This window comes from Pseudomonas sp. B21_DOA, from assembly GCA_030544685.1.
In the GTDB taxonomy this organism is placed as follows: Bacteria; Pseudomonadota; Gammaproteobacteria; order Pseudomonadales; family Pseudomonadaceae; genus Aquipseudomonas; species Aquipseudomonas fluorescens_AO.
Genome location: CP086683.1, coordinates 973,683 through 995,768 on the forward strand (window position 1 = coordinate 973,683; position 22,086 = coordinate 995,768).

At 59.7% G+C, this 22,086-nt stretch carries 18 protein-coding genes and 2 pseudogenes; 7 read left to right on the forward strand and 13 right to left on the reverse strand.

The window, feature by feature from the left end; translation table 11 throughout:
- The 4 genes and pseudogenes from yidC to rpmH all read right to left on the reverse strand — a co-directional run bounded on the left by yidC (window position 1) and on the right by rpmH (window position 2,475).
- Window positions 1-1,683, reverse strand: coding sequence for a membrane protein insertase YidC (gene yidC / locus LJU32_04650; protein ID WKV89665.1), 1,683 nt, complete (start codon window positions 1,681-1,683; stop codon window positions 1-3).
- A gap of 2 nt (window positions 1,684-1,685) precedes the next feature.
- A complete protein-coding gene (yidD, locus tag LJU32_04655) occupies window positions 1,686-1,931 on the reverse strand; it encodes a membrane protein insertion efficiency factor YidD (protein WKV89666.1) in 246 nt (81 codons plus the stop codon).
- Window positions 1,924-2,324 (reverse strand): annotated as a pseudogene (gene rnpA / locus LJU32_04660) (ribonuclease P protein component). The gene yidD and the pseudogene rnpA overlap by 8 nt, the downstream one beginning before the upstream one ends.
- A gap of 16 nt (window positions 2,325-2,340) precedes the next feature.
- Window positions 2,341-2,475, reverse strand: a complete 135-nt coding sequence (rpmH, locus tag LJU32_04665) for a 50S ribosomal protein L34 (GenBank protein WKV89667.1) — start codon at window positions 2,473-2,475, stop codon at window positions 2,341-2,343.
- Window positions 2,476-3,041: 566 nt separating this feature from the next.
- On the opposite strand from rpmH, the gene dnaA reads away from it, so the two are divergent.
- The 4 genes from dnaA to gyrB are packed head-to-tail and all read left to right on the forward strand — an operon-like array spanning window position 3,042 to window position 9,246.
- Window positions 3,042-4,565 (forward strand): chromosomal replication initiator protein DnaA, encoded by a 1,524-nt coding sequence (gene dnaA, locus LJU32_04670; GenBank protein ID WKV89668.1) that lies wholly within the window; start codon window positions 3,042-3,044, stop codon window positions 4,563-4,565.
- 39 nt (window positions 4,566-4,604) lie between these two features.
- The gene (dnaN, locus tag LJU32_04675; protein ID WKV89669.1) at window positions 4,605-5,708 is read left to right on the forward strand and encodes a DNA polymerase III subunit beta; all 1,104 of its coding nucleotides are present in this window, start codon (window positions 4,605-4,607) and stop codon (window positions 5,706-5,708) included.
- A 14-nt stretch (window positions 5,709-5,722) separates the two neighbouring features.
- The gene (gene recF / locus LJU32_04680; protein WKV89670.1) at window positions 5,723-6,823 is read left to right on the forward strand and encodes a DNA replication/repair protein RecF; all 1,101 of its coding nucleotides are present in this window, start codon (window positions 5,723-5,725) and stop codon (window positions 6,821-6,823) included.
- 5 nt (window positions 6,824-6,828) lie between these two features.
- Window positions 6,829-9,246: a DNA topoisomerase (ATP-hydrolyzing) subunit B gene (gene gyrB / locus LJU32_04685; GenBank protein ID WKV89671.1), complete on the forward strand. Its 2,418-nt coding sequence runs from the start codon at window positions 6,829-6,831 to the stop codon at window positions 9,244-9,246.
- A gap of 100 nt (window positions 9,247-9,346) precedes the next feature.
- Here the strand turns inward: gyrB and LJU32_04690 are convergent, their stop codons facing one another.
- Window positions 9,347-10,066, reverse strand: a complete 720-nt coding sequence (locus tag LJU32_04690) for a response regulator transcription factor (GenBank protein ID WKV89672.1) — start codon at window positions 10,064-10,066, stop codon at window positions 9,347-9,349.
- Between the two features lie 165 nt (window positions 10,067-10,231).
- Between LJU32_04690 and LJU32_04695 the strand changes: the two genes are divergently transcribed.
- Complete coding sequence (locus LJU32_04695) at window positions 10,232-11,767, forward strand: sensor histidine kinase (protein ID WKV89673.1); 1,536 nt, start codon at window positions 10,232-10,234, stop codon at window positions 11,765-11,767.
- A 167-nt stretch (window positions 11,768-11,934) separates the two neighbouring features.
- Here LJU32_04695 and LJU32_04700 read toward each other — a convergent pair whose 3' ends face one another.
- The 4 genes from LJU32_04700 to glyQ form a co-directional block, all read right to left on the reverse strand.
- The gene (locus LJU32_04700) at window positions 11,935-12,714 is read right to left on the reverse strand and encodes a 1-acyl-sn-glycerol-3-phosphate acyltransferase (GenBank protein ID WKV89674.1); all 780 of its coding nucleotides are present in this window, start codon (window positions 12,712-12,714) and stop codon (window positions 11,935-11,937) included.
- Window positions 12,715-12,797: 83 nt separating this feature from the next.
- Window positions 12,798-13,337, reverse strand: coding sequence for a D-glycero-beta-D-manno-heptose 1,7-bisphosphate 7-phosphatase (gmhB, locus tag LJU32_04705; protein WKV89675.1), 540 nt, complete (start codon window positions 13,335-13,337; stop codon window positions 12,798-12,800).
- A gap of 4 nt (window positions 13,338-13,341) precedes the next feature.
- A complete protein-coding gene (gene glyS / locus LJU32_04710; protein WKV89676.1) occupies window positions 13,342-15,396 on the reverse strand; it encodes a glycine--tRNA ligase subunit beta in 2,055 nt (684 codons plus the stop codon).
- Entirely contained in the window at window positions 15,393-16,346 is a 954-nt protein-coding gene (gene glyQ, locus LJU32_04715; protein ID WKV89677.1) for a glycine--tRNA ligase subunit alpha, read from the reverse strand. The genes glyS and glyQ overlap by 4 nt, the downstream gene beginning before the upstream one ends.
- A gap of 80 nt (window positions 16,347-16,426) precedes the next feature.
- On the opposite strand from glyQ, the gene LJU32_04720 reads away from it, so the two are divergent.
- Window positions 16,427-16,984 (forward strand): DNA-3-methyladenine glycosylase I, encoded by a 558-nt coding sequence (locus tag LJU32_04720; protein ID WKV89678.1) that lies wholly within the window; start codon window positions 16,427-16,429, stop codon window positions 16,982-16,984.
- 41 nt (window positions 16,985-17,025) lie between these two features.
- Complete coding sequence (locus tag LJU32_04725) at window positions 17,026-17,913, forward strand: lysophospholipid acyltransferase (protein ID WKV89679.1); 888 nt, start codon at window positions 17,026-17,028, stop codon at window positions 17,911-17,913.
- Window positions 17,914-17,964: 51 nt separating this feature from the next.
- On the opposite strand, the gene LJU32_04730 is transcribed toward LJU32_04725, so the two are convergent.
- From LJU32_04730 to fmt, 4 genes and pseudogenes are all read right to left on the reverse strand, one after another.
- Entirely contained in the window at window positions 17,965-18,279 is a 315-nt protein-coding gene (locus LJU32_04730; protein ID WKV89680.1) for a tetratricopeptide repeat protein, read from the reverse strand.
- Window positions 18,280-18,417: 138 nt separating this feature from the next.
- Window positions 18,418-19,794, reverse strand: a complete 1,377-nt coding sequence (trkA, locus tag LJU32_04735) for a Trk system potassium transporter TrkA (protein WKV89681.1) — start codon at window positions 19,792-19,794, stop codon at window positions 18,418-18,420.
- Between the two features lie 21 nt (window positions 19,795-19,815).
- A complete protein-coding gene (rsmB, locus tag LJU32_04740) occupies window positions 19,816-21,126 on the reverse strand; it encodes a 16S rRNA (cytosine(967)-C(5))-methyltransferase RsmB (GenBank protein ID WKV89682.1) in 1,311 nt (436 codons plus the stop codon).
- Window positions 21,123-22,081, reverse strand: a pseudogene (gene fmt / locus LJU32_04745) (methionyl-tRNA formyltransferase). Before fmt ends, rsmB begins: the two are co-directional and overlap by 4 nt.
- Between the last annotated feature and the right edge of the window lie 5 nt (window positions 22,082-22,086).

A 22,086-nucleotide genomic window follows, 5' to 3' on the forward strand; every position in this document is an offset into this window, starting at 1 on the left:
TTACGCCTCGGCTTTTTTCGTTGCCGCTTCGATCTTACGCGTGATGTACCACTGTTGTGCAATCGACAGACAGTTGTTCACAACCCAGTACAGCACCAGACCCGCCGGGAACCACAGGAAGAAGAAGGTGAAAATGATTGGCATCATTTTCATGACCTTCGCCTGCATCGGATCCGGAGGCGTCGGGTTCAGCTGCTGCTGGATGAACATGGTTGCGCCCATGATGATCGGCAGAATGAAGAACGGATCCTTGATCGACAGGTCGGTGATCCACAGCATGAACGGCGCCTGACGCATTTCCACGCTTTCCAGCAGAACCCAGTACAGCGACAGGAAGACCGGCATCTGCACGAGGATCGGCAAGCAGCCGCCCAGTGGATTGATCTTCTCTTTCTTGTACAGCTCCATCATGGCCTGCGACATTTTCTGCCGGTCATCGCCATGTTGCTCTTTCAGCGCAGCCAGTTTCGGTGCCACGGCACGCATGCGCGCCATCGATTTGTAGCTGGCTGCCGACAGCGGGAAGAAGATCCCTTTGATCAGCATGGTCAGGAAGATGATCGACCAGCCCCAGTTACCGACGATGGCGTGGATATGTTGCAGCAGCCAGAAGATCGGCTGGGCAATGAACCACAGAATGCCGTAGTCGACGGTCAGTTCCAGACCTGGGGACAACTCTTTCAGTACAGCCTGGCTTTTCGGACCGGCGTACAGCACAGCGCTGGTTTCAACTTTTGCGCCTGGAGCAGCGGTCAAAGTAGGACCGGTGTAACCGATGATGTAGTTGCCTTTGCTGTCCTTACGGGTCTGGACGATGTTGTTTTCGCCCTTGGCCGGGATCCACGCGGTCACGAAGTAGTGCTGCAGCCAGGCTACCCATCCACCGGTGACAGTTTCCTTGAGCTGCGCCTTGTCCATGTCCTTCATCGACACTTTCTTGTACGGCTCGGAACTTGTCCACAGGGCAGCGCCGAGGTAAGTCGCGGTGCCAGTAGCCGTGGTCGACGACGGATCAGCACTGGCGTCTCGCTTCAACTGGGCAAACATTGCGCCGTTCCAGGGCTGAGCACTCTGGTTATCCACAATGTAGGAGACGGCAACGTCATACAGGCCACGTTTCAAGGTGAAACGCTTGATGTAATTCACGCCGTCCTTGCTGAATTTCAGGTCAACGACGAGTTGATCCTGACCGTCAGCCAGTTGGTAAACCTTCTTCTCCGAGGAATAAACCGGACGACCGGCCGGGTTTGCGTCCGGACCGTTGGTACCGATCAGACCGCTTTGCGCCAGATACACACGTTCGCCGCCGTTATCGAACAGCTGGAACGGAACGTCAGGACGGTCCTGACGGCGTGGATACAGAGGCAGAGTCAGTTGCGCAACGTCGCCACCCTGTGGATCGATTGCCAGATCGAGCACATCGGTCTTGACCTGAATCAGGTCCTTGCTGGCAGCAACCGGCGTTTCCGCTGGTGCACTGGTATCGCTGGCGGCGCGCGGAATATCGTCACTGGCGGCAGTATTTGTGCCAGTGGCGGTGTCCGGCAAACCGGATGTAGTCGTACTGGAAGCAACATTCTGAGTCGGCAGGGCAGCCTGGCCATAATCCTGGTTCCATTTAAGAACCATGACGTAGGACACGATTGCCAGGGCGACGATCAGGATCGTGCGTTTGATATCCATGATTACTCGGCCATCGAAGAAGAACGGGAGGTAGGGACAGGTGGAACCGGGTCATAACCACCGGGATTCCACGGATGACAGCGACCTAAACGACGAAAGGTCAGCCAGCCACCGCGCAGAAGGCCATGATTTTCAATGGCTTCATACGCGTAGCAGGAACAACTGGGGTAGAAGCGACAGTGGCTGGCCATTAGAGGACTAATGGCATAGCGATAAAACTGGATCGGAACGAGGGCCAGTTTACGCATCGGTACTGTCTACCCCTACAGTTTCGGTTTTGACTGCCGGAACGGGCTTGTTGCGTGCCAGACGCTTCCAGAGCTTGCCGAAATGCTGAATCAATTCGGGGTTTTCTACATCACCCAAACCTTTGCGCGCGACGATAACGATGTCCCAGCCGACCAGTGAATCCTGGTGCAGACGGAACGATTCGCGCATCAGACGTTTGAGGCGATTGCGTTCAACGGAGAGCTTTACACTCTTTTTCCCGATAACCAGCCCTAGACGGGGGTGATCAAGATCGTTGTCGCGTGCAAGGAGCAGGAGGTTTTTCCCCGGAACCTTGCCGGTAGGGGAGTCAAAGACTGCCTTGAAATGCCGGGGGTAAGCAGACGCTTTTCCCGACTGAAGTCCTGACTCACCTCCAGTACCGGATTATCAAACTGCCAGACGCGCACGACCTTTGGCGCGACGACGCGACAGGACTGCGCGGCCGTTCTTGGTAGCCATGCGAGCACGGAAACCGTGGGTACGAGCGCGTTTGATAGTGCTTGGTTGGAAAGTACGTTTCATGTCGTGTTACCTGGTTCGTCCACAACGGGCCGGAATGGCCCCCGTTTTAAGAGACCGGGGATTCTAGAGAAAGCAAGCCCTCAGGTCAATTTCCAACCAGCGTTTCCTTATAAATAGATCGAGGCAGGGTTTGCGCTCGAATGCCTGTCAGCCAGATATAAAAATAAAGAAGGGAATTATTTAAAGCTTTTTTGTAAAGCTTGTAAAAGCTAGACACGCCATCTTCTGTGGATAACTGCTATCAGGCCTTATTCTGTGCGGTGTACAGAGAATGACAACTACAGTGGAAAACCGTGTTCAGCCTGTGCTGCGCTGTCGGATAAGCTGTGCGTGGAATGGGCTGTTATCCACAGGCTGGTTATCCACCGAGTTTAGCCCCTACTTGTCCAGTGCCCTCATAGGTGTTTATCCACAGGGCTTATTCACATGCCGTTGGTCGCCTTTTAATGCTTTAACGCATTGATAAATGATGGTGAGGGACCTACCTGCATGTGGATAAGTGAACCGCTCGCCGCTACAATGGCCGCTTGTTTTTGCCTCACCGGCTTTCAACTTAGGGGATATCCGTGTCAGTGGAACTTTGGCAGCAGTGCGTAGAGCTTTTGCGCGAAGAGCTGCCTGCCCAACAATTCAACACCTGGATCCGTCCACTACAGGTCGAAGCCGAAGGCGACGAGTTGCGCGTCTACGCACCCAATCGTTTCGTGCTGGACTGGGTCAACGAAAAGTACCTGGGCCGCGTCCTCGAATTGCTCGATGAACATGGCAATGGCTCGACGCCGTCGCTGTCCTTGTTAATAGGCAGCAAACGCAGCTCGGCACCTCGTGCCGCACCCAATGCACCACTGGCGGCCGCGCAGGTTGCTCAGGCGCAGGCCAACAACGCGCCGTCGAGCAACCCGGCACCAGCGCCCGCGCCTGCTCCGGCCAAGCGTTCCACGCAGAAAACCGCTGAAGTCAGTGAAGAGCCTTCCCGCGACAGCTTCGACCCGATGGCCGGTGCCGCCTCGCAGCAGGCGCCGGTTCGCGCCGAACAGCGCACCGTGCAGGTAGAAGGTGCGCTCAAGCACACCAGCTATCTCAACCGCACGTTCACCTTCGAGAATTTTGTTGAAGGTAAATCCAACCAGCTCGCCCGTGCGGCGGCCTGGCAGGTGGCGGACAATCCCAAGCACGGTTACAACCCGCTCTTCCTTTATGGTGGCGTCGGCTTGGGTAAAACCCACTTGATGCACGCAGTGGGCAACCATCTATTAAAGAAGAATCCGAATGCCAAGGTCGTGTACCTGCATTCCGAGCGTTTCGTGGCCGACATGGTCAAGGCGCTGCAACTGAACGCGATCAATGAATTCAAGCGTTTCTACCGTTCGGTGGACGCCTTGCTGATCGACGATATTCAGTTCTTCGCCCGCAAGGAGCGCTCCCAGGAAGAGTTTTTCCACACCTTCAACGCTCTGCTTGAAGGTGGCCAGCAGGTCATTCTCACCAGTGACCGCTACCCGAAAGAAATCGAAGGCCTTGAAGAACGTCTCAAATCCCGCTTTGGCTGGGGCTTGACCGTTGCCGTCGAGCCGCCTGAGCTGGAAACCCGTGTGGCGATTCTGATGAAGAAGGCCGATCAGGCCAAAGTCGAGCTGCCCCATGACGCCGCGTTCTTCATTGCCCAGCGCATCCGCTCGAACGTCCGCGAACTGGAAGGCGCGCTGAAACGCGTGATCGCCCACTCGCACTTCATGGGCCGCGACATCACCATCGAGCTGATTCGCGAATCCCTGAAAGACTTGTTGGCGTTGCAGGACAAACTGGTCTCTGTGGATAACATTCAGCGAACTGTCGCCGAATACTACAAGATCAAGATCTCCGATCTGCTGTCCAAGCGCCGTTCGCGCTCGGTAGCACGTCCGCGTCAGGTGGCCATGGCGTTGTCCAAGGAACTTACCAACCACAGCCTGCCGGAAATCGGCGATGTGTTTGGCGGCCGCGACCACACTACGGTGCTGCACGCTTGCCGCAAGATCAATGAACTTAAGGAATCCGACGCGGACATCCGCGAGGACTACAAGAACCTGCTGCGTACACTGACCACTTGATGAACACCAGCGCAGCTTATTAAGGCAAGGGACTAGACCATGCATTTCACCATTCAACGCGAAGCCCTGTTGAAACCCCTGCAACTGGTCGCAGGCGTCGTCGAGCGCCGACAGACCTTGCCGGTACTGTCCAACGTGCTGTTGGTCGTCGAAGGCCAGCAACTGTCGTTGACCGGTACCGACCTTGAGGTCGAGCTGGTCGGTCGCGTGCAACTTGAGGAGCCGGCTGAAACAGGTTCCATCACCGTGCCGGCGCGCAAGCTGATGGACATCTGCAAGAGCCTGCCCAACGATGCGCTGATCGACATCAAGGTCGACGAGCAGAAGCTGGTAGTGAAGGCCGGTCGTAGCCGCTTCACCCTGTCGACCCTGCCGGCCAACGATTTCCCGACCGTCGAAGAAGGCCCGGGCTCGCTGACCTGCAGCCTGGAGCAGAGCAAACTGCGTCGTCTGATCGAACGCACCAGCTTCGCCATGGCCCAGCAGGACGTGCGTTACTACCTCAACGGCATGCTGCTGGAAGTTTCCGCTGGTGTGATCCGCGCCGTGGCCACCGACGGTCACCGTCTGGCGATGTGCTCGATGCAGGCCGATATCGGTCAGCCGGATCGCCATCAGGTGATCGTGCCGCGCAAAGGTATCCTCGAACTGGCGCGTCTGCTCACTGAGCCGGATGGCAATGTCAGCATCGTCCTCGGTCAGCATCACATCCGCGCCACCACGGGCGAGTTCACCTTCACCTCGAAACTGGTTGACGGTAAATTCCCGGATTACGAACGCGTACTGCCCAAAGGTGGCGACAAGCTGGTACTCGGCGATCGTCAGGCGTTGCGTGAAGCGTTCAGTCGTACCGCGATTCTGTCCAACGAGAAATACCGCGGTATCCGTCTGCAACTGGCCAGCGGTCAGTTGAAGATCCAGGCCAACAACCCGGAGCAGGAAGAAGCGGAAGAAGAAGTGGGCGTTGAATACAACGGCGGCTCGCTGGAAATCGGCTTCAACGTCAGCTACCTGCTCGACGTGCTGGGCGTGATGACCACCGAGCAGGTTCGCCTGATCCTGTCCGACTCCAACAGCAGTGCGCTGGTGCAAGAGTCCGACAATGACGACTCGGCTTACGTTGTCATGCCGATGCGTCTGTAATCAGCTGATCCTGAATGTCGTTAAGTCGTGTTTCGGTCACCGCGGTGCGCAATCTGCACCCGGTGACCTTCTCCCCTCCCCGCATCAACATTCTTTACGGCGCCAACGGCAGCGGCAAAACCAGTGTTCTGGAAGCCATTCATCTGCTGGGGCTCGCCCGTTCGTTTCGCAGCACGCGGCTTTTGCCGGTGATTCAGTACGAACAGCTCGCCTGTACTGTATTTGGTCAGGTTGAGCTGGCTGAAGGCGGACACAGTGCGCTGGGGATTTCTCGCGACCGTCAGGGCGAGTTCCAGATTCGCATCGATGGCCAGAACGCCCGTAGCGCTGCGCAGCTGGCAGAGATCCTGCCACTGCAATTGATCAACCCGGACAGCTTCCGCCTGCTGGAAGGCGCGCCGAAGATTCGCCGGCAGTTTCTCGACTGGGGTGTGTTCCACGTTGAACCGCGTTTCATGGCCACCTGGCAGCGTTTGCAGAAGGCGCTGCGCCAGAGAAACTCCTGGCTGCGGCATGGTACACTTGACGCCGTTTCGCAAGCGGTATGGGACAGGGAACTGTGCCAGGCCAGCGCTGAAATCGATGAATACCGCCGCGCTTACATCACAGCCTTGAAACCGGTCTTCGAACAGACCTTGAGCGAACTGGTTGAGCTTGAGGGTTTGACGCTCAGCTATTACCGAGGCTGGGACAAGGACCGCGAATTGAGCGCCGTACTCGCCGGTTCCGTGCAACGGGACCAGCAGATGGGGCACACCCAGGCCGGACCGCAACGCGCTGATTTGCGTCTCAGATTGGGCGCACACAATGCCGCAGACATCCTGTCCCGGGGTCAGCAGAAATTGGTGGTCTGTGCGCTACGGATTGCCCAAGGGCATCTGGTCAGCCAGGCCCGTCGCGGACAGTGTATTTATCTGGTGGATGACTTGCCGTCCGAGCTGGACGAGAGCCACCGTCGCGCGCTGTGCCGCTTGCTGGAAGACTTACGCTGCCAGGTGTTCATCACCTGTGTAGATCACGAATTACTGAGGGAAGGCTGGCAGACGGAAACGCCAGTCGCTTTGTTCCACGTGGAACAGGGCCGTATCACCCAGACCCACGACCATCGGGAGTGAAGGCATTGAGCGAAGAAAATACGTACGACTCAACGAGCATTAAAGTGCTGAAAGGCCTGGATGCCGTACGCAAACGTCCCGGTATGTACATTGGTGACACCGACGATGGCAGCGGTCTGCACCACATGGTGTTCGAGGTGGTCGACAACTCGATCGACGAAGCCCTCGCCGGCCATTGCGACGACATCAGCATCATCATCCACCCGGACGAATCCATTACCGTTAAAGACAACGGTCGTGGCATCCCGGTAGACGTGCATAAAGAGGAAGGCGTTTCCGCCGCCGAGGTCATCATGACCGTCCTCCACGCTGGCGGTAAGTTCGACGACAACTCCTACAAGGTATCCGGCGGTCTGCACGGTGTAGGTGTTTCGGTAGTGAACGCACTATCCGAAGAACTGGTCCTGACTGTTCGCCGCAGTGGCAAGATCTGGGAACAGACCTACGTCCACGGTGTGCCTCAGGCACCGATGGCCATCGTTGGCGACAGCGAAACCACCGGCACCCAGATCCACTTCAAAGCTTCCAGCGAGACCTTCAAGAACATTCACTTCAGCTGGGACATTCTTGCCAAGCGCATTCGTGAACTGTCCTTCCTCAACTCCGGTGTCGGCATCGTCCTCAAGGACGAGCGCAGCGGCAAGGAAGAGCTGTTCAAGTATGAAGGCGGCCTGCGTGCGTTCGTTGAATACCTGAACACCAACAAGACTGCGGTCAACCAGGTGTTCCACTTCAACATCCAGCGCGAAGACGGCATCGGCGTGGAAATCGCCCTGCAGTGGAACGACAGCTTCAACGAGAACCTGTTGTGCTTTACCAACAACATTCCGCAGCGCGACGGCGGCACCCACCTGGTGGGCTTCCGTTCGGCACTGACGCGCAACCTGAACAACTACATCGAGCAGGAAGGTCTGGCGAAGAAGCACAAAGTCGCCACCACCGGTGACGATGCCCGTGAAGGCCTGACCGCCATCATCTCGGTGAAGGTGCCGGATCCGAAGTTCAGCTCGCAGACCAAAGACAAGCTGGTGTCTTCCGAAGTGAAAACCGCGGTTGAACAGGAGATGGGCAAGTACTTCTCCGACTTCCTCCTGGAGAACCCGAACGAAGCCAAGCTGGTGGTCGGCAAGATGATCGACGCCGCCCGTGCCCGTGAAGCTGCGCGTAAGGCCCGTGAGATGACCCGCCGCAAAGGCGCGCTGGACATCGCCGGCCTGCCGGGCAAACTCGCTGACTGCCAGGAAAAAGACCCGGCGCTGTCCGAACTGTACCTGGTGGAGGGTGACTCCGCGGGCGGCTCTGCCAAGCAGGGACGTAACCGCAAGACCCAGGCGATCCTGCCGTTGAAGGGCAAGATCCTCAACGTCGAGAAAGCCCGTTTCGACAAGATGATCTCGTCCCAGGAAGTGGGCACGCTGATCACCGCGCTGGGCTGCGGCATCGGTCGCGAAGAGTACAACATCGACAAGTTGCGCTATCACAACATCATCATCATGACCGATGCTGACGTCGACGGTTCGCACATCCGCACCCTGCTGCTGACCTTCTTCTTCCGTCAGCTGCCGGAGCTGATCGAGCGTGGCTACATCTACATCGCCCAGCCACCGCTGTACAAGGTCAAGAAAGGCAAGCAAGAGCAATACATCAAAGACGACGACGCCATGGAAGAGTACATGACGCAGTCGGCCCTGGAAGATGCAAGCCTGCACCTGAACGAAGAAGCCCCGGGCATTTCCGGTGAAGCGCTGGAACGTCTGGTCAACGACTTCCGCATGGTCATGAAGACGCTCAAGCGCCTGTCGCGCCTGTACCCACAGGAGCTGACCGAGCACTTCATCTATCTGCCGGCCGTCAGCCTCGAAACCCTGGGCGACCACGCAGCGATGCAAGAGTGGCTGGCCCAGTATGAAGTTCGCCTGCGCACCAACGAGAAGTCCGGCCTGGTCTACAAGGCCAGCCTGCGCGAAGACCGTGAACGTGGCGTCTGGCTGCCGGAGGTCGAACTGATCTCCCACGGCCTGTCGAACTACGTCACCTTCAACCGCGACTTCTTCGGCAGTAACGACTACAAAACCGTGGTCACCCTGGGCGCGCAACTGAGCACCCTGCTCGACGAAGGCGCGTACATCCAGCGTGGCGAGCGCAAGAAAGCCGTCACCGAGTTCAAGGAAGCCCTCGACTGGCTGATGGCCGAAAGCACCAAGCGCCACACCATCCAGCGCTACAAAGGTCTGGGCGAAATGAACCCTGATCAGCTGTGGGAAACCACCATGGACCCAAGCGTGCGACGTATGCTGAAAGTCACCATCGAAGATGCCATTGGCGCAGACCAGATCTTCAACACCCTGATGGGTGATGCGGTCGAACCTCGCCGGGACTTCATCGAGAGTAACGCGCTGGCGGTTTCGAACCTGGATTTCTGATCCAGGTTGTCGTCAACGAAAAGGCCAACGCATCGCGTTGGCCTTTTTTATTTCGGGGTCTGTCCTTCCAAGCCAGTCCGGGCATTTTGCTTGGGATGGGCTACTCGACCGCAGTTGCGACACTTTCGAGACGATAGCCATACCCATAGATCGTCAGTAACTGCCAACCCCGATCTGCCGTCAGCCCGAGCTTGTTGCGCAATCGGTAGATATGCGTATCCAGCGGCCGCGAGGAAGTTGTTTCCTCGTTCGGCCAGAAGCGCTCGTACAGATAATCCCGCGACAATGGCCGCCCCAGGTTGCTGAACAGACACCGCGCCAGTCGGTATTCGCGCTCAGTCATGAGGATCGGTTTGCCTTCGCGGGTTACGGTCAATTCGGCGTCGTCGAAAGTCAGGTCGTGAAACGTTTGTACTTCACCTGCCGCACTGCGCGGTTGGCTATGCCGGCGCAATACCGCCGCCACCCTCGCCTTCAACTCGTTGGGGCGAAACGGCTTGCTGACATAATCATCGGCCCCGGCATTCAAGGCTTGAACGATATCGCTTTCGCCGTCGCGACTGGTCAGCATGATCGCGGCCGGTGGCGCGTCCATGTGTTCACGGGTCCAGCGCAGCAGTGCCAGACCCGTGAGGTCGGGAAGTTGCCAGTCGAGGATCAGCAGGTCGAACGTTTCCCGGCGTAACTGGCGCAACAAGTCTTCGCCACGCTCGAAGCTGTGCAGTGACCACGGCTGTTCCCCAATTTCGGCCATTTGCTCCAGGGTTTGCTCGACCCGGCGCAGTTCGGCGGGTTCGTCGTCCAGAATGGCAACGCGCATCGGCGGTGTTCCTTGTCGCTGGGGCTGGGATGTCGACAATAGCGACTCCCCGGCCGCGATGAAAGAAGCAGCCCGTCGGTAGTCGACGTCCGCTATGATTCTTCGGGTCTACGCCTCAGACCTGAGACCTATGAACACATCCCACATCGCTTTGCCGTTTGCGCCATGAATAAACCTCAACGCCGACTTGAAAGTCGGGAGCCGAGCCAGGTCCAGCGTCTGTTCCGGCGGTTGGTGCGCGAGTGGTTGTGGATAAGTCTAGTGCTGTTACCGCTGACTGGCCTGTTGTCTTATCGCGCTCAGGTCAATCTGCACAATCCGTCGCCGGCGCTTGGCGCGCTGCTGTCGGTGACGATGGTCGGGTGTGTGCTGGGATTGTTGCTGTGGCGACCGCGTTGGGCGCTGTGGGTAACCTTGATCGGCATGGCCGGTGCGCTGATCAGCAGTGCCCTGCTCGCCGAGATCCGCCACTGGTGGTCGCCGACATCTGCGGCGCTGGGCATGTTGTTCGGTTACCTGATCTGGAACTGGCGGCGCCTGAGTGTGGTGCTCACCTATTTCGGCTGGGAGCTGGCGCGTCTGGACAGTGAACCGAAAGTCTTCCCGGAACGACGCCGGACTCGTTTCACCGGAACTGATCAACTGCAAGGCCAGATCATGGCGCTCGAACAAGCCATGAGCCGCACCCGCGATACCCGGCGCTTCATTGCCGACGGCCTGGAATACCTGCCAGTGGCGACGCTGATCAGTGATCCGCAGGGCAAGATTCTGCTGGGCAATCGCAAAGCGCGTGAGCTGTTCGAAGATCCATTGGTAGGCGATGAAGTACTCGAGCAACTGGCTCGGCTCGGCTATCCGGATTTATCCACAGCACCGCGACCGGCGCTGGCCACGCTGGCGCTACTGGAGTTTCGCGATCACAAGGAGCGCAGCCTGCGCCTGGAAAGAGCGGCGTTGCTACCGGTCGATGGCGATACACCGATCGGTTGGCTGCTCAGCCTGACGGATTTGAGCGCCGAGCGCGCCGCCGAGGAGCAACGCGGCGTCCTGCTGCGCTTTCTTTCCCACGACCTGCGCGCGCCGCATTCGGCGATCCTCGCCCTGCTCGATGTGCATCGCCATCAAGCGGGCGCTGATGCACCGTTGTTCGAGCAAATTGAGCGTCAGGTGCGCCGCGCGCTGGATCTGACCGATGGTTTCGTCTTGTTGGCACGAGCTGAGTCCGAGACCTACCAGTTCCGCCCGACGTTGTTCGCGATGCTGGTATTGGACGTCCTTGATCAGGCGCTGCCCATCGCACAGCAGAAACGCATCGAGCTACTCAACGAAGTTGATGAGGAATGCCAGGAGCGGCTGATTCTCGCCGATCAGGGATTGCTGACGCGCGCCCTGTTCAATCTCCTGGAAAATGCCATCAAGTACAGTCCGGCAAACAGCACCGTGCAACTGAAGGTCAGCTGTTGTGGGTCATGGCTGCGCTGCGAATTGACCGATCAGGGCAAAGGGATTGCTGCTGATGAATTGCCTGACCTGTTCAGCCAGTATCGGCGTTTCTCCTCAGCCCAAGGCATCGACGGCGTGGGCCTGGGTCTGTCGATGGTCAAAGCTGTGATTGATCATCATGGCGGTACGATCGAGTGTCACAGCGTGGTCGATGCGGGAACCACATTCCGCATCGAGTTGCCGCTGATTGCCGAATGAACAAGCACAAAAAAACCGGCTATAAGGACCGGTTTTTTTACATCGGAATAAAACTTATGCACGGATTTCGTTCAATTTGTCCATATAGAAATATCGTTAAAAAACAATAAGTTAGATAGCGATTGCGGACTTTTTAAACGAAAGCGTACACAGGTTATCCACAAAATTCAGACAGCCAGTTGATCACTGGCTGCCGGTGCCTGTGGCACCTGCGGCAGCGAACCCATTTCGCGCTGGGTTTTCTCGTTCCACGCCTGCACACGGTCATTCAGATCAGCGATGGCGCGCGGCCCGCTGCCTTCGGCATACATCGGTTCGCCGATGACCACGGTGATCACTCCGGACTGTTTGCCCCAGCCGATTTTTGGCCAGAATTTGCCGGCATTGTGTGCAATCGGCAGTACCGGAAGCGCTGCATTCACCGCCAAAGCGCTACCACTGCGGGAGAACTTGCCGACAGTGCCGTAAGGAACACGCGTACCTTCCGGAAAGATCAGCACCCAGACGTTGTCCTTGAGCAGTTCGTCGCCTTTGGCTGCGACTTGTTTGAGCGCGGCTTTCGGGTTGTCGCGGTCGATGGCGATCGGGCGCAGCATGGCCATGGCCCAGCCGAAGAACGGCACGTACAGCAATTCGCGCTTGAGCACCTGGCTCAATGGCGAGAAATAAGCGGAGAGAAAGAACGTCTCCCAAGTGCTCTGGTGGTTCGACTGAATCACGCAGGGGCGGTCTGGCACGTTTTCCGCGCCTTTGATTTCGTAGCGGATACCAAGGAACACCTTGGTCAGCCACAGGGCGCAACGGCACCAGTAGACATTGATGAAACGATAGCGCGCCTTGAATGACAGAAACGGCGCGATGAAAAAGCTCAGGCTGCACCACAGCAACGCTGTTGTACCCAGCAGCAGATAGAAAACAAAGATTCTGAAGGCCCGCAGTATCGACATGGCGACGGTTACCGTTACGGGGCAATGCCCGACTGTTCAAGCGCACTCCCGAGCAATCCCTGGCCAGGGAATTCAGAAGTACTCTAGTTGTGGATAAGTTCTGCGGCAATCGCCGCCAGATCGTCAAAAATCAGAGTGCCCACCGGCAGGGTTTTGCCCCGGGTCTTTTCGCCTTTCCCGGTCTTCACCAAAACTGGCTGTGAATCGACGGCTTTGGCGGCCTCCAGGTCACCAAGGCTGTCGCCAACGAACCAGACATTGGTCAACGGCACCGTGTAATGCTCGGCAATGGTTCTCAACATTCCCGGTTTCGGTTTACGGCAATCGCAGCCTTCGTCCGGGCCATGCGGGCAATACACGATCAAGCCAACTTCGCCGCCCTGCTCCGCGACCAGCTCGCGCAGGCGCGCGTGCATGGCCTCGAGGGTGGCGATGTCGTAATAGCCGCGAGCAATGCCCGACTGGTTGGTGGCCACCGCCACCGTCCAGCCGGCCTTGCTCAACTGCGCGATCGCTTCGATCGAGCCGGGCAGCGGAATCCACTCCTCCACCGACTTGATGTAGGCATCGGAGTCGTAATTGATCACGCCGTCACGATCGAGAATCAGCAGTTTCAACAGCAATTCCTCAACCCAGCAGCGAAATGTCGGCAACACCGAGGAACAGGCCACGCAGACGCGCCAGCAGCGCGTAACGGTTGGCCCGCACGTTGGCATCGTCGGCATTGACCATCACCGCGTCGAAGAACGCGTCGACCGGCTCGCGCAGGGCGGCCAGGCGTGCCAGCGATTCGTTGTACTGACGCGCCGCGGCCATTGGCTGCACCGCTTGGTCCGCTTGCTGGATTGCCGAATACAGCGAGAACTCGTTGGCGTTGTCGAAATACTTGGCTTCGACCACGGTCGGTACCGAGCCTTCGACCTTGCTCAACAGGTTCGACACACGCTTGTTCACCGCTGCCAGCGCTGCCGCTTCCGGCAGTTTGCGGAAGGCCTGCACCGCTTGCACACGCTGGTCGAAGTCCAGCGCCGAGCCCGGCTTGAGGGCACGGACCGACAGGTAAGTAGCGACATCAACGCCTTCGTCTTCATAACGCGCCCGCAGGCGGTCGAAGATGAATTCCAGCACGGCTTCGTTGAGGCCGGCAGCCTTGACCTTGGCGCCGAATGCATTCACCGCGAAAGCCACGGCGTCGTTCAGGTCCAGGTCCAGTTGTTTCTCGATCAGGATACGCAGCACGCCCAGTGCCGCACGGCGCAGGGCATACGGGTCTTTGCTGCCGGTTGGCAGCATGCCGATACCGAAGATGCCGACCAGGGTGTCGAGCTTGTCGGCGATGGCCACGGCTGCACCCGTCAGGGTCGCCGGCAATTCAGCCCCGGCACCGCGTGGCATGTACTGCTCGTTCAGTGCCAGCGCGACATCCTGTGGCTCGCCGTCATTGAGCGCGTAGTAGTAACCGGCGACACCTTGCATCTCCGGGAACTCGCCGACCATTTCGGTGGCCAGGTCGCACTTCGACAGCAGGCCCGCGCGGGCGGCCCACGAAGCGTTGCCGCCGATGCGTGCGGCGATGTACGCCGCCAGTTTCGATACGCGCTCGGCCTTGTCGTAGACGCTGCCGAGCTTTTCCTGGAACACCACGTTCTGCAGGCGCAGGTTGAAGTCTTCGAGCTTCTGCTTCTTGTCCTGCTTGAAGAAGAACTCGGCGTCGGTCAGGCGTGGGCGAACCACTTTCTCGTTACCGGCGATGATCTGCTGCGGGTCTTTGCTTTCGATGTTGGCCACGGTAATGAAACGTGGCAGCAACTTGCCGTCGGCATCCAGCAGGCAGAAGTACTTCTGGTTGTCCTGCATGGTGGTGATCAGCGCTTCCTGCGGCACGTCGAGGAAGCGTTCCTCGAAGGAACACACCAGCGGCACCGGCCATTCGACCAGTGCGGTCACTTCGTCGAGCAGCGCCGGCGGCACGATTGCGGTGCCTTCCTGACGGGTAGCCAGCTCTTCGGTGCGCTTGCTGATGATCTCGCGACGCTCGTTGGCATCGGCCAATACGTAAGCGGCACGCAGGTCAGCGAGGTAGCTCGATGGCGAACTGATGCGCACGCTTTGCGGGTGATGGAAACGGTGGCCACGGGAGTCACGGCCAGCCTTCTGCGCAAGGATCGTGCAGTCGATGACCTGGTCACCGAGCAGCATCACCAGCCACTGGGTCGGACGCACGAATTCTTCCTTGCGCGCACCCCAACGCATGCGTTTCGGGATCGGCAGGTCGTTCAGCGAATCTTCGACGATGGTTGGCAGCAGGCTCGCGGTCGGCTTGCCGGCGATGTTCTGGCTGTAGCGCAGTTTCGGACCGCTCTGGTCGATTTCGCTCAGCTCGACGCCGCACTTTTTGGCGAAGCCGAGGGCGGCCTGCGTCGGATTGCCGTCAGCGTCGAACGCCGCCTGACGCGGCGGGCCATCGAGGTTGATGCTGCGATCCGGCTGCTGAGTGGCCAGCGCGGTGATCAGCACAGCCAGACGCCGTGGTGCGGCGTAGACGGTTTTGCTTTCGTAGCTCAGGCCGGCGGCTTGCAGGCCCTTGTCGATACCGGCGAGGAACGCATCAGCCAAAGTGTTCAGGGCTTTGGGTGGCAGTTCTTCGGTGCCCAGTTCAACCAGAAAATCTTGCGCACTCATTGTGCAGCCTCCAGCTTGGCCAGTACTTCATCACGCAGGTCCGGGGTCGCCATCGGGAAGCCCAGCTTGGCGCGTGCCAGCAGGTAGGCTTGCGCAACGGAACGCGCCAGGGTGCGCACGCGCAGAATGTATTGCTGACGCGCAGTCACCGAGATCGCCCGGCGCGCATCCAGCAGGTTGAAGGTGTGCGACGCCTTCAGGACCATTTCGTAGCTCGGCAACGGCAGCGGCTGGTCGAGTTCGATCAGGCGCTTGGCTTCGCTTTCATAGAAGTCGAACAGCTCGAACAGTTTGTCGACGTTGGCGTGTTCGAAGTTGTAGGTGGACTGCTCCACTTCGTTCTGGTGGAACACATCGCCGTAGGTGACTTTGCCGAACGGGCCGTCAGCCCAGACCAGGTCGTAGACCGAATCGACGCCTTGCAGGTACATCGCCAGACGCTCGAGACCGTAGGTGATCTCGCCGGTCACCGGGTAGCACTCGATGCCGCCCGCTTGCTGGAAGTAGGTGAACTGGGTGACTTCCATGCCGTTGAGCCAGACTTCCCAGCCCAGACCCCAGGCGCCGAGGGTCGGCGATTCCCAGTTGTCTTCGACGAAGCGGATGTCGTGCACCAGCGGGTCGAGGCCGACATGCTTGAGCGAGCCCAGGTACAGTTCCTGGAAATTGTCCGGGTTCGGCTTGAGCACGACCTGGAACTGGTAGTAGTGCTGCAGACGGTTCGGGTTTTCGCCGTAACGGCCGTCAGTCGGACGGCGGCTTGACTGCACGTACGCGGCGTTCCAGGTTTCCGGGCCGATGGCGCGCAGGAAGGTCGCGGTGTGGAAAGTGCCGGCGCCTACTTCCATATCGTAGGGCTGAAGTACCACACAACCTTGCTCGGCCCAGTATTGCTGGAGCGCGAGGATCAAGTCTTGGAAGGTACGCACGGCTGGCGTAGGCTGGCTCACGAAATTCACCTGTTTCTTGGGCTGCGATTTAAAGAGCGGGAGTATACCCGATTCGTTGCTGCGCACGCCCCTGGAGCCTTATGCCACGCTGCTTTTGGTGTACCGAAGATCCGCTGTACATGGCTTATCACGATCAGGAGTGGGGCACGCCGCTACGCGATGCGCAGGGTTTGTTCGAGTTGCTTTTGCTCGAAGGGTTCCAGGCCGGGCTGTCGTGGATAACCGTGTTGCGCAAACGTGAGCGCTATCGCGAGGTGTTGTTCGGCTTCGACGTGCAGCGCGTGGCGCAGATGAGCGACGCCGAGATCGACGAGCTCATGCTTGATCCGGGCATCATCCGCAATCGCCTGAAACTCAACGCCGCCCGGCGCAACGCCCAGGCGTGGCTGGCGCTGGAGGATCCGGTGGCATTTCTGTGGTCGTTCGTGGGCGACCAACCGATCATCAATCATTTCAAGGATCGCAGCGAAGTCCCGGCGATCACCCCGGAAGCGCTGGCGATGAGCAAGGCGCTGAAAAAAGCCGGCTTCACTTTCGTCGGCCCGACCATTTGCTACGCGCTGATGCAGGCCTCGGGCATGGTCATGGACCACACCCAGGATTGCGACCGCTACGCGCAGCTTGCCAACGCCGGTTAGAATGCCCGCCTCGCGCACAGCACAAAGATCAGGAGTGACCTGTGGAAAAGTTTAAAGGCGCCTTGCTGGTAGGCGCTCTGCGGCTGTTTGCCCTGTTGCCATGGCGGGCCGTGCAGGCCGTGGGTTCGGCGATCGGCTGGATCATGTGGAAAACCCCCAACCGTTCCCGCGACGTGGTGCGGATCAACCTGTCCAAGTGTTTTCCCCAGATGGATGCGGCCGAACGTGAGCGTCTGGTCGGGCAGAGTCTGAAGGACATCGGCAAGTCGCTGACCGAAAGCGCCTGCGCGTGGATCTGGCCGGCGCAGCGCTCGATCGATCTGGTCCGTGAGGTCGAAGGTCTCGATGTGTTGAAAGACGCGCTGGCTTCGGGCAAAGGCGTGGTCGGCATCACCAGCCACCTCGGCAACTGGGAAGTGCTCAACCACTTCTATTGCAGCCAGTGCAAACCGATCATTTTCTACCGTCCGCCGAAGCTCAAGGCAGTGGATGAATTGCTGCGCAAACAGCGCGTGCAGCTGGGCAACAAGGTCGCGGCGTCGACCAAGGAAGGCATTCTCAGCGTCATCAAGGAAGTGCGTAAGGGTGGTGCCGTGGGTATTCCTGCCGACCCGGAACCGGCCGAATCCGCCGGGATTTTCGTGCCGTTCTTCGCCACTCAGGCGCTGACCAGCAAATTCGTGCCGAACATGTTGGCCGGCGGCAAAGCGGTCGGTGTGTTCCTGCATGCCCTGCGCCTGCCTGACGGCTCGGGCTACAAAGTGATCCTCGAAGCCGCGCCAGAAGCGATGTACAGCACCGATACCGCCGAATCCTGCGCGGCTATGAGCAAAGTGGTCGAGCGTTACGTCGCGGCGTATCCGAGCCAGTACATGTGGAGCATGAAACGCTTCAAGAAGCGTCCGCCTGGCGAGGCGCGCTGGTACTGAGCAACTTCGCTTGGGTGACGGTTAAAGCAGACGCCTTGGGCCGTCTGTAGCTCAAAGCGCCTGCCGCTCGAGCTTCTTCAGGAACACCGTCATCTCCTTCTCGGCCTGTTTGTCACCGTGGGCGCGGGCGGCTTCCAGGCCCTGTTCCCAGGCCTGACGCGCAGCGGCGTGATCGCCTAGCGCCAGCTGCGCCTTGCCCAGCAGCTTCCACGCCGCCGAGTATTTCGGGTCGAACGCGACACAACGCTGAAAATGCTCGACAGCCTTGGCGTTTTCGCCCAGATCCAGATACCCCTTACCCAGGCCGAAGCGCAACAAAGCGTTATCCACACCCTTGGCGAGCATTTTTTCCAGGGATTCGAGCATTTTATTCAACCTCGCATGATCGTTCCCACGCTCCGCGTGGGAATGCAGCCCGGGACGCTCCGCGTCCCTTCAACAGCCGAACGCGGAGCGTCCGCTGAGGCGTTCCCACGCAGAGCGTGGGAACGATCAGTGGTGGGATCAGAAAAAGCTCAAACCCACATGAAACAGCTTCTCCACATCGCGAATATGCTTTTTATCCACAAGGAACAGAATCACGTGGTCGCCCGCTTCGATCACCGTGTCGTCGTGGGCGATGATCACTTTCTCGTTGCGGATCACCGCGCCGATGGTGGTGCCCGGTGGCAGGCCGATCTTCTCGATCGGCTTGCCGATGACCTTGCTCGACTTCGCATCACCGTGGGCAATCGCCTCGATCGCTTCCGCCGCGCCGCGCCGCAGTGAGTGCACGCTGACGATATCGCCTCGGCGCACGTGGGCGAGCAAGGTGCCGATGGTCGCCAGTTGCGGGCTGATGGCGATGTCGATGTCGCCGCCCTGGATCAGGTCGACGTAGGCCGGGTTGTTGATGATCGTCATGACCTTCTTCGCCCCCAGCCGTTTGGCCAGCAGCGATGACATGATGTTGGCTTCGTCGTCGTTGGTCAGGGCGAGGAAAATATCGGCATCGGCGATGTTCTCTTCCAGCAGCAGATCGCGATCCGAGGCGCTGCCCTGCAACACCACGGTGCTGTCGAGGGTGTCGGAGAGGTAGCGGCAGCGCGCGGGGCTCATCTCGATGATCTTCACCTGATAACGGCTTTCGATGGCCTCGGCCAGGCGCTCGCCGATCTGCCCGCCACCGGCGATGACGATGCGTTTGTAGGTCTCGTCGAGGCGGCGCATTTCGCTCATCACTGCGCGAATATCCTCACGGGCAGCGATGAAGAAGACTTCGTCATCCGCCTCGATCACCGTGTCGCCCTGGGGCAGGATCGGTCGGTCACGGCGGAAAATCGCCGCCACGCGCGTTTCGACGTTCGGCATGTGCTCGCGCAATTGGCGCAGTTGCTGGCCCACCAGCGGACCGCCGTAATAGGCGCGCACCGCCACCAGTTGCGCCGCGCCTTCGGCGAAGTCGATCACCTGCAAGGCGCCGGGGTGCTGGATCAGGCGCTTGATGTAGTTGGTCACGACCTGCTCGGGGCTGATCAGCACGTCGACCGGAATCGCCTCGTTCTGGAACAGTTGCTCCTCGCGATTGAGGTACGACGCTTCGCGCACCCGGGCGATTTTCGTCGGGGTATGGAACAGCGTGTGCGCGACTTGGCAGGCGACCATGTTGGTTTCGTCGCTATTGGTCACCGCCACCAGCATGTCGGCGTCATCGGCACCGGCCTGACGCAGCACCGACGGCAACGAGCCACGGCCCTGCACGGTGCGGATGTCGAGGCGGTCGCCGAGGTCGCGCAGACGCTCGCCGTCGGTGTCGACCACGGTAATGTCGTTGGCCTCGCTGGCCAGATGTTCGGCCAGCGAACCGCCGACCTGTCCCGCACCGAGGATGATGATTTTCATCCAGTCACTCCATGAATCCGTTTAGCCGCGCGCGGCAGCGATCTTGATCAGCTTGGCGTAATAGAACCCGTCATGCCCGCCCTGCTGGGCCAGCAATTGGCGACCATGGGGCTGCTTGATCCCGGCCGCCGTGGCCAGATCCAGTTCCCGCGCACCGGGTGTGCGTTCGAGGAACGCGGCGATGACTTCGGTGTTCTCCGTCGGCAGCGTCGAGCAGGTGGCGTAGAGCAGGATGCCGCCGACTTCGAGGGTCTTCCACATGGCATCGAGCAGCTCGCCTTGCAGTTGCGCGAGGGCGACGATGTCGTCGGGCTGGCGGGTCAGCTTGATGTCCGGATGGCGGCGGATCACCCCAGTGGCCGAGCAAGGTGCATCGAGGAGGATGCGCTGGAACGGTTTGCCGTCCCACCATTTATCGATATCGCGACCGTCGGCGGCGATCAGTTCAGCGTCGAGGCCGAGGCGCTCAAGGTTTTCCTTCACCCGTACCAGACGCTTGGCTTCCAGATCCACGGCTACCACGCCGGCCAGCGCCGGTTCGGCTTCGAGGATGTGGCAGGTCTTGCCGCCAGGGGCGCAGCAGGCGTCGAGCACCCGCTGCCCCGGCGCCAGATCAAGCAGGTCGGCAGCCAGTTGCGCGGCTTCGTCCTGCACGCTGATCCAGCCTTCGGCGAAACCCGGCAGGCTGCGCACATCGGCGGCGGTTTCAAGGACGATGCCGTCGCGGCTGTAAACGCACGGCGTCGCGGCGATCCCGGCTTCGCCCAGCAACGCAAGATAAGCATCGCGGCCGTGATGACGGCGGTTGACCCGCAGGATCATTGGCGGATGCGCGTTGTTCGCTGCGCAGATGGCTTCCCACTGTTGCGGCCAGAAGGCTTTCAGGGATTTTTGCAGCCAGCGCGGGTGAGCCGTGCGCACCACCGGGTCGCGTTCCAGTTCGGCGAAGATCGTCTCGCTTTCGCGCTGGGCATTGCGCAGCACCGCGTTGAGCAGACCTTTGGCCCAAGGCTTTTTCAGCTTGTCGGCACAACCGACGGTTTCGCCGATGGCGGCGTGGGCCGGCACGCGGGTGTAGAGCAATTGGTACAGACCAACCAGCAGCAACGCCTCGACATCAGCGTCGGCGGTTTTGAAAGGTTTCTGCAGGAGTTTTTCCGCCAGTGCCGACAGGCGTGGCTGCCAGCGCGCGGTGCCGAAGGCCAGATCCTGAGTGAAACCGCGATCGCGATCCTCGACCTTGTCCAGCTGCGTCGGCAGGGAGCTGTTCAGCGAAGCCTTGCCGCTGAGTACGGCAGCGAGAGCCTTGGCGGCGGCCAGACGCGGATTCATTGCGCGTCCACCGCTGCGCCGAGGACGCTGCCGACGGCGAATTCTCGCGGCGGCTGTTGAACAGGTCGCTGAAGTTCAGCGCCTTGCCGCCGGGCAATTGCAGGCGGGTCAGACAGAGCGCTTGTGCACCGCAGGCGACAATCAGGCCGTCCTTGCTGGCGCTGAGGATTTCACCCGGAGCGCCAGTGCCGTCGGCCACGGTCGCGGCCAGCACTTTCAACGCTTCGCCATTGAGCGTGCTGTGGGTGATCGGCCATGGATTGAAGGCGCGGACCAGACGTTCCAGCTCCACCGCCGGACGGCTCCAGTCGATGCGCGCTTCGTCTTTGTTGAGTTTGTGTGCGTAGGTGGCGAGTTCGTCATTCTGCACTTCGCCTTGCAGGGTGCCGGCAGCCAGACCGGCAATCGCCTGCACAACGGCGGGCGGCCCCATCTCGGCGAGGCGATCATGCAGGGTGCCGCCGGTATCTTCAGCGCTGATCGGCGTGACGACCTTGAGCAGCATCGGCCCGGTGTCGAGGCCGGCTTCCATGCGCATCACTGTTACACCGCTTTCGGCGTCGCCGTGTTCGACCGCGCGCTGGATCGGCGCCGCACCGCGCCAGCGTGGCAGCAGCGATGCATGGCTGTTGATGCAGCCCAGACGCGGAATATCCAGCACCGCTTGCGGCAGGATCAAACCGTAAGCGACCACCACCATCAGATCCGGCTTCAGCGCGGCCAGCTCTGCCTGAGCGTCGGCATTGCGCAAGGTCGGCGGCTGCAACACCTGGATATTATTTTCCAGGGCCAGTTGTTTGACCGGGCTTGGCATGAGTTTTTGCCCACGGCCGGCCGGGCGATCCGGCTGGGTGTAGACCGCGACGATCTCGTACGGGCTGCTCAGCAGGGCCTTGAGGTGTTCAGCGGCGAATTCCGGGGTACCGGCAAAAACAATGCGCAGTGGCTCAGTCATGAAGG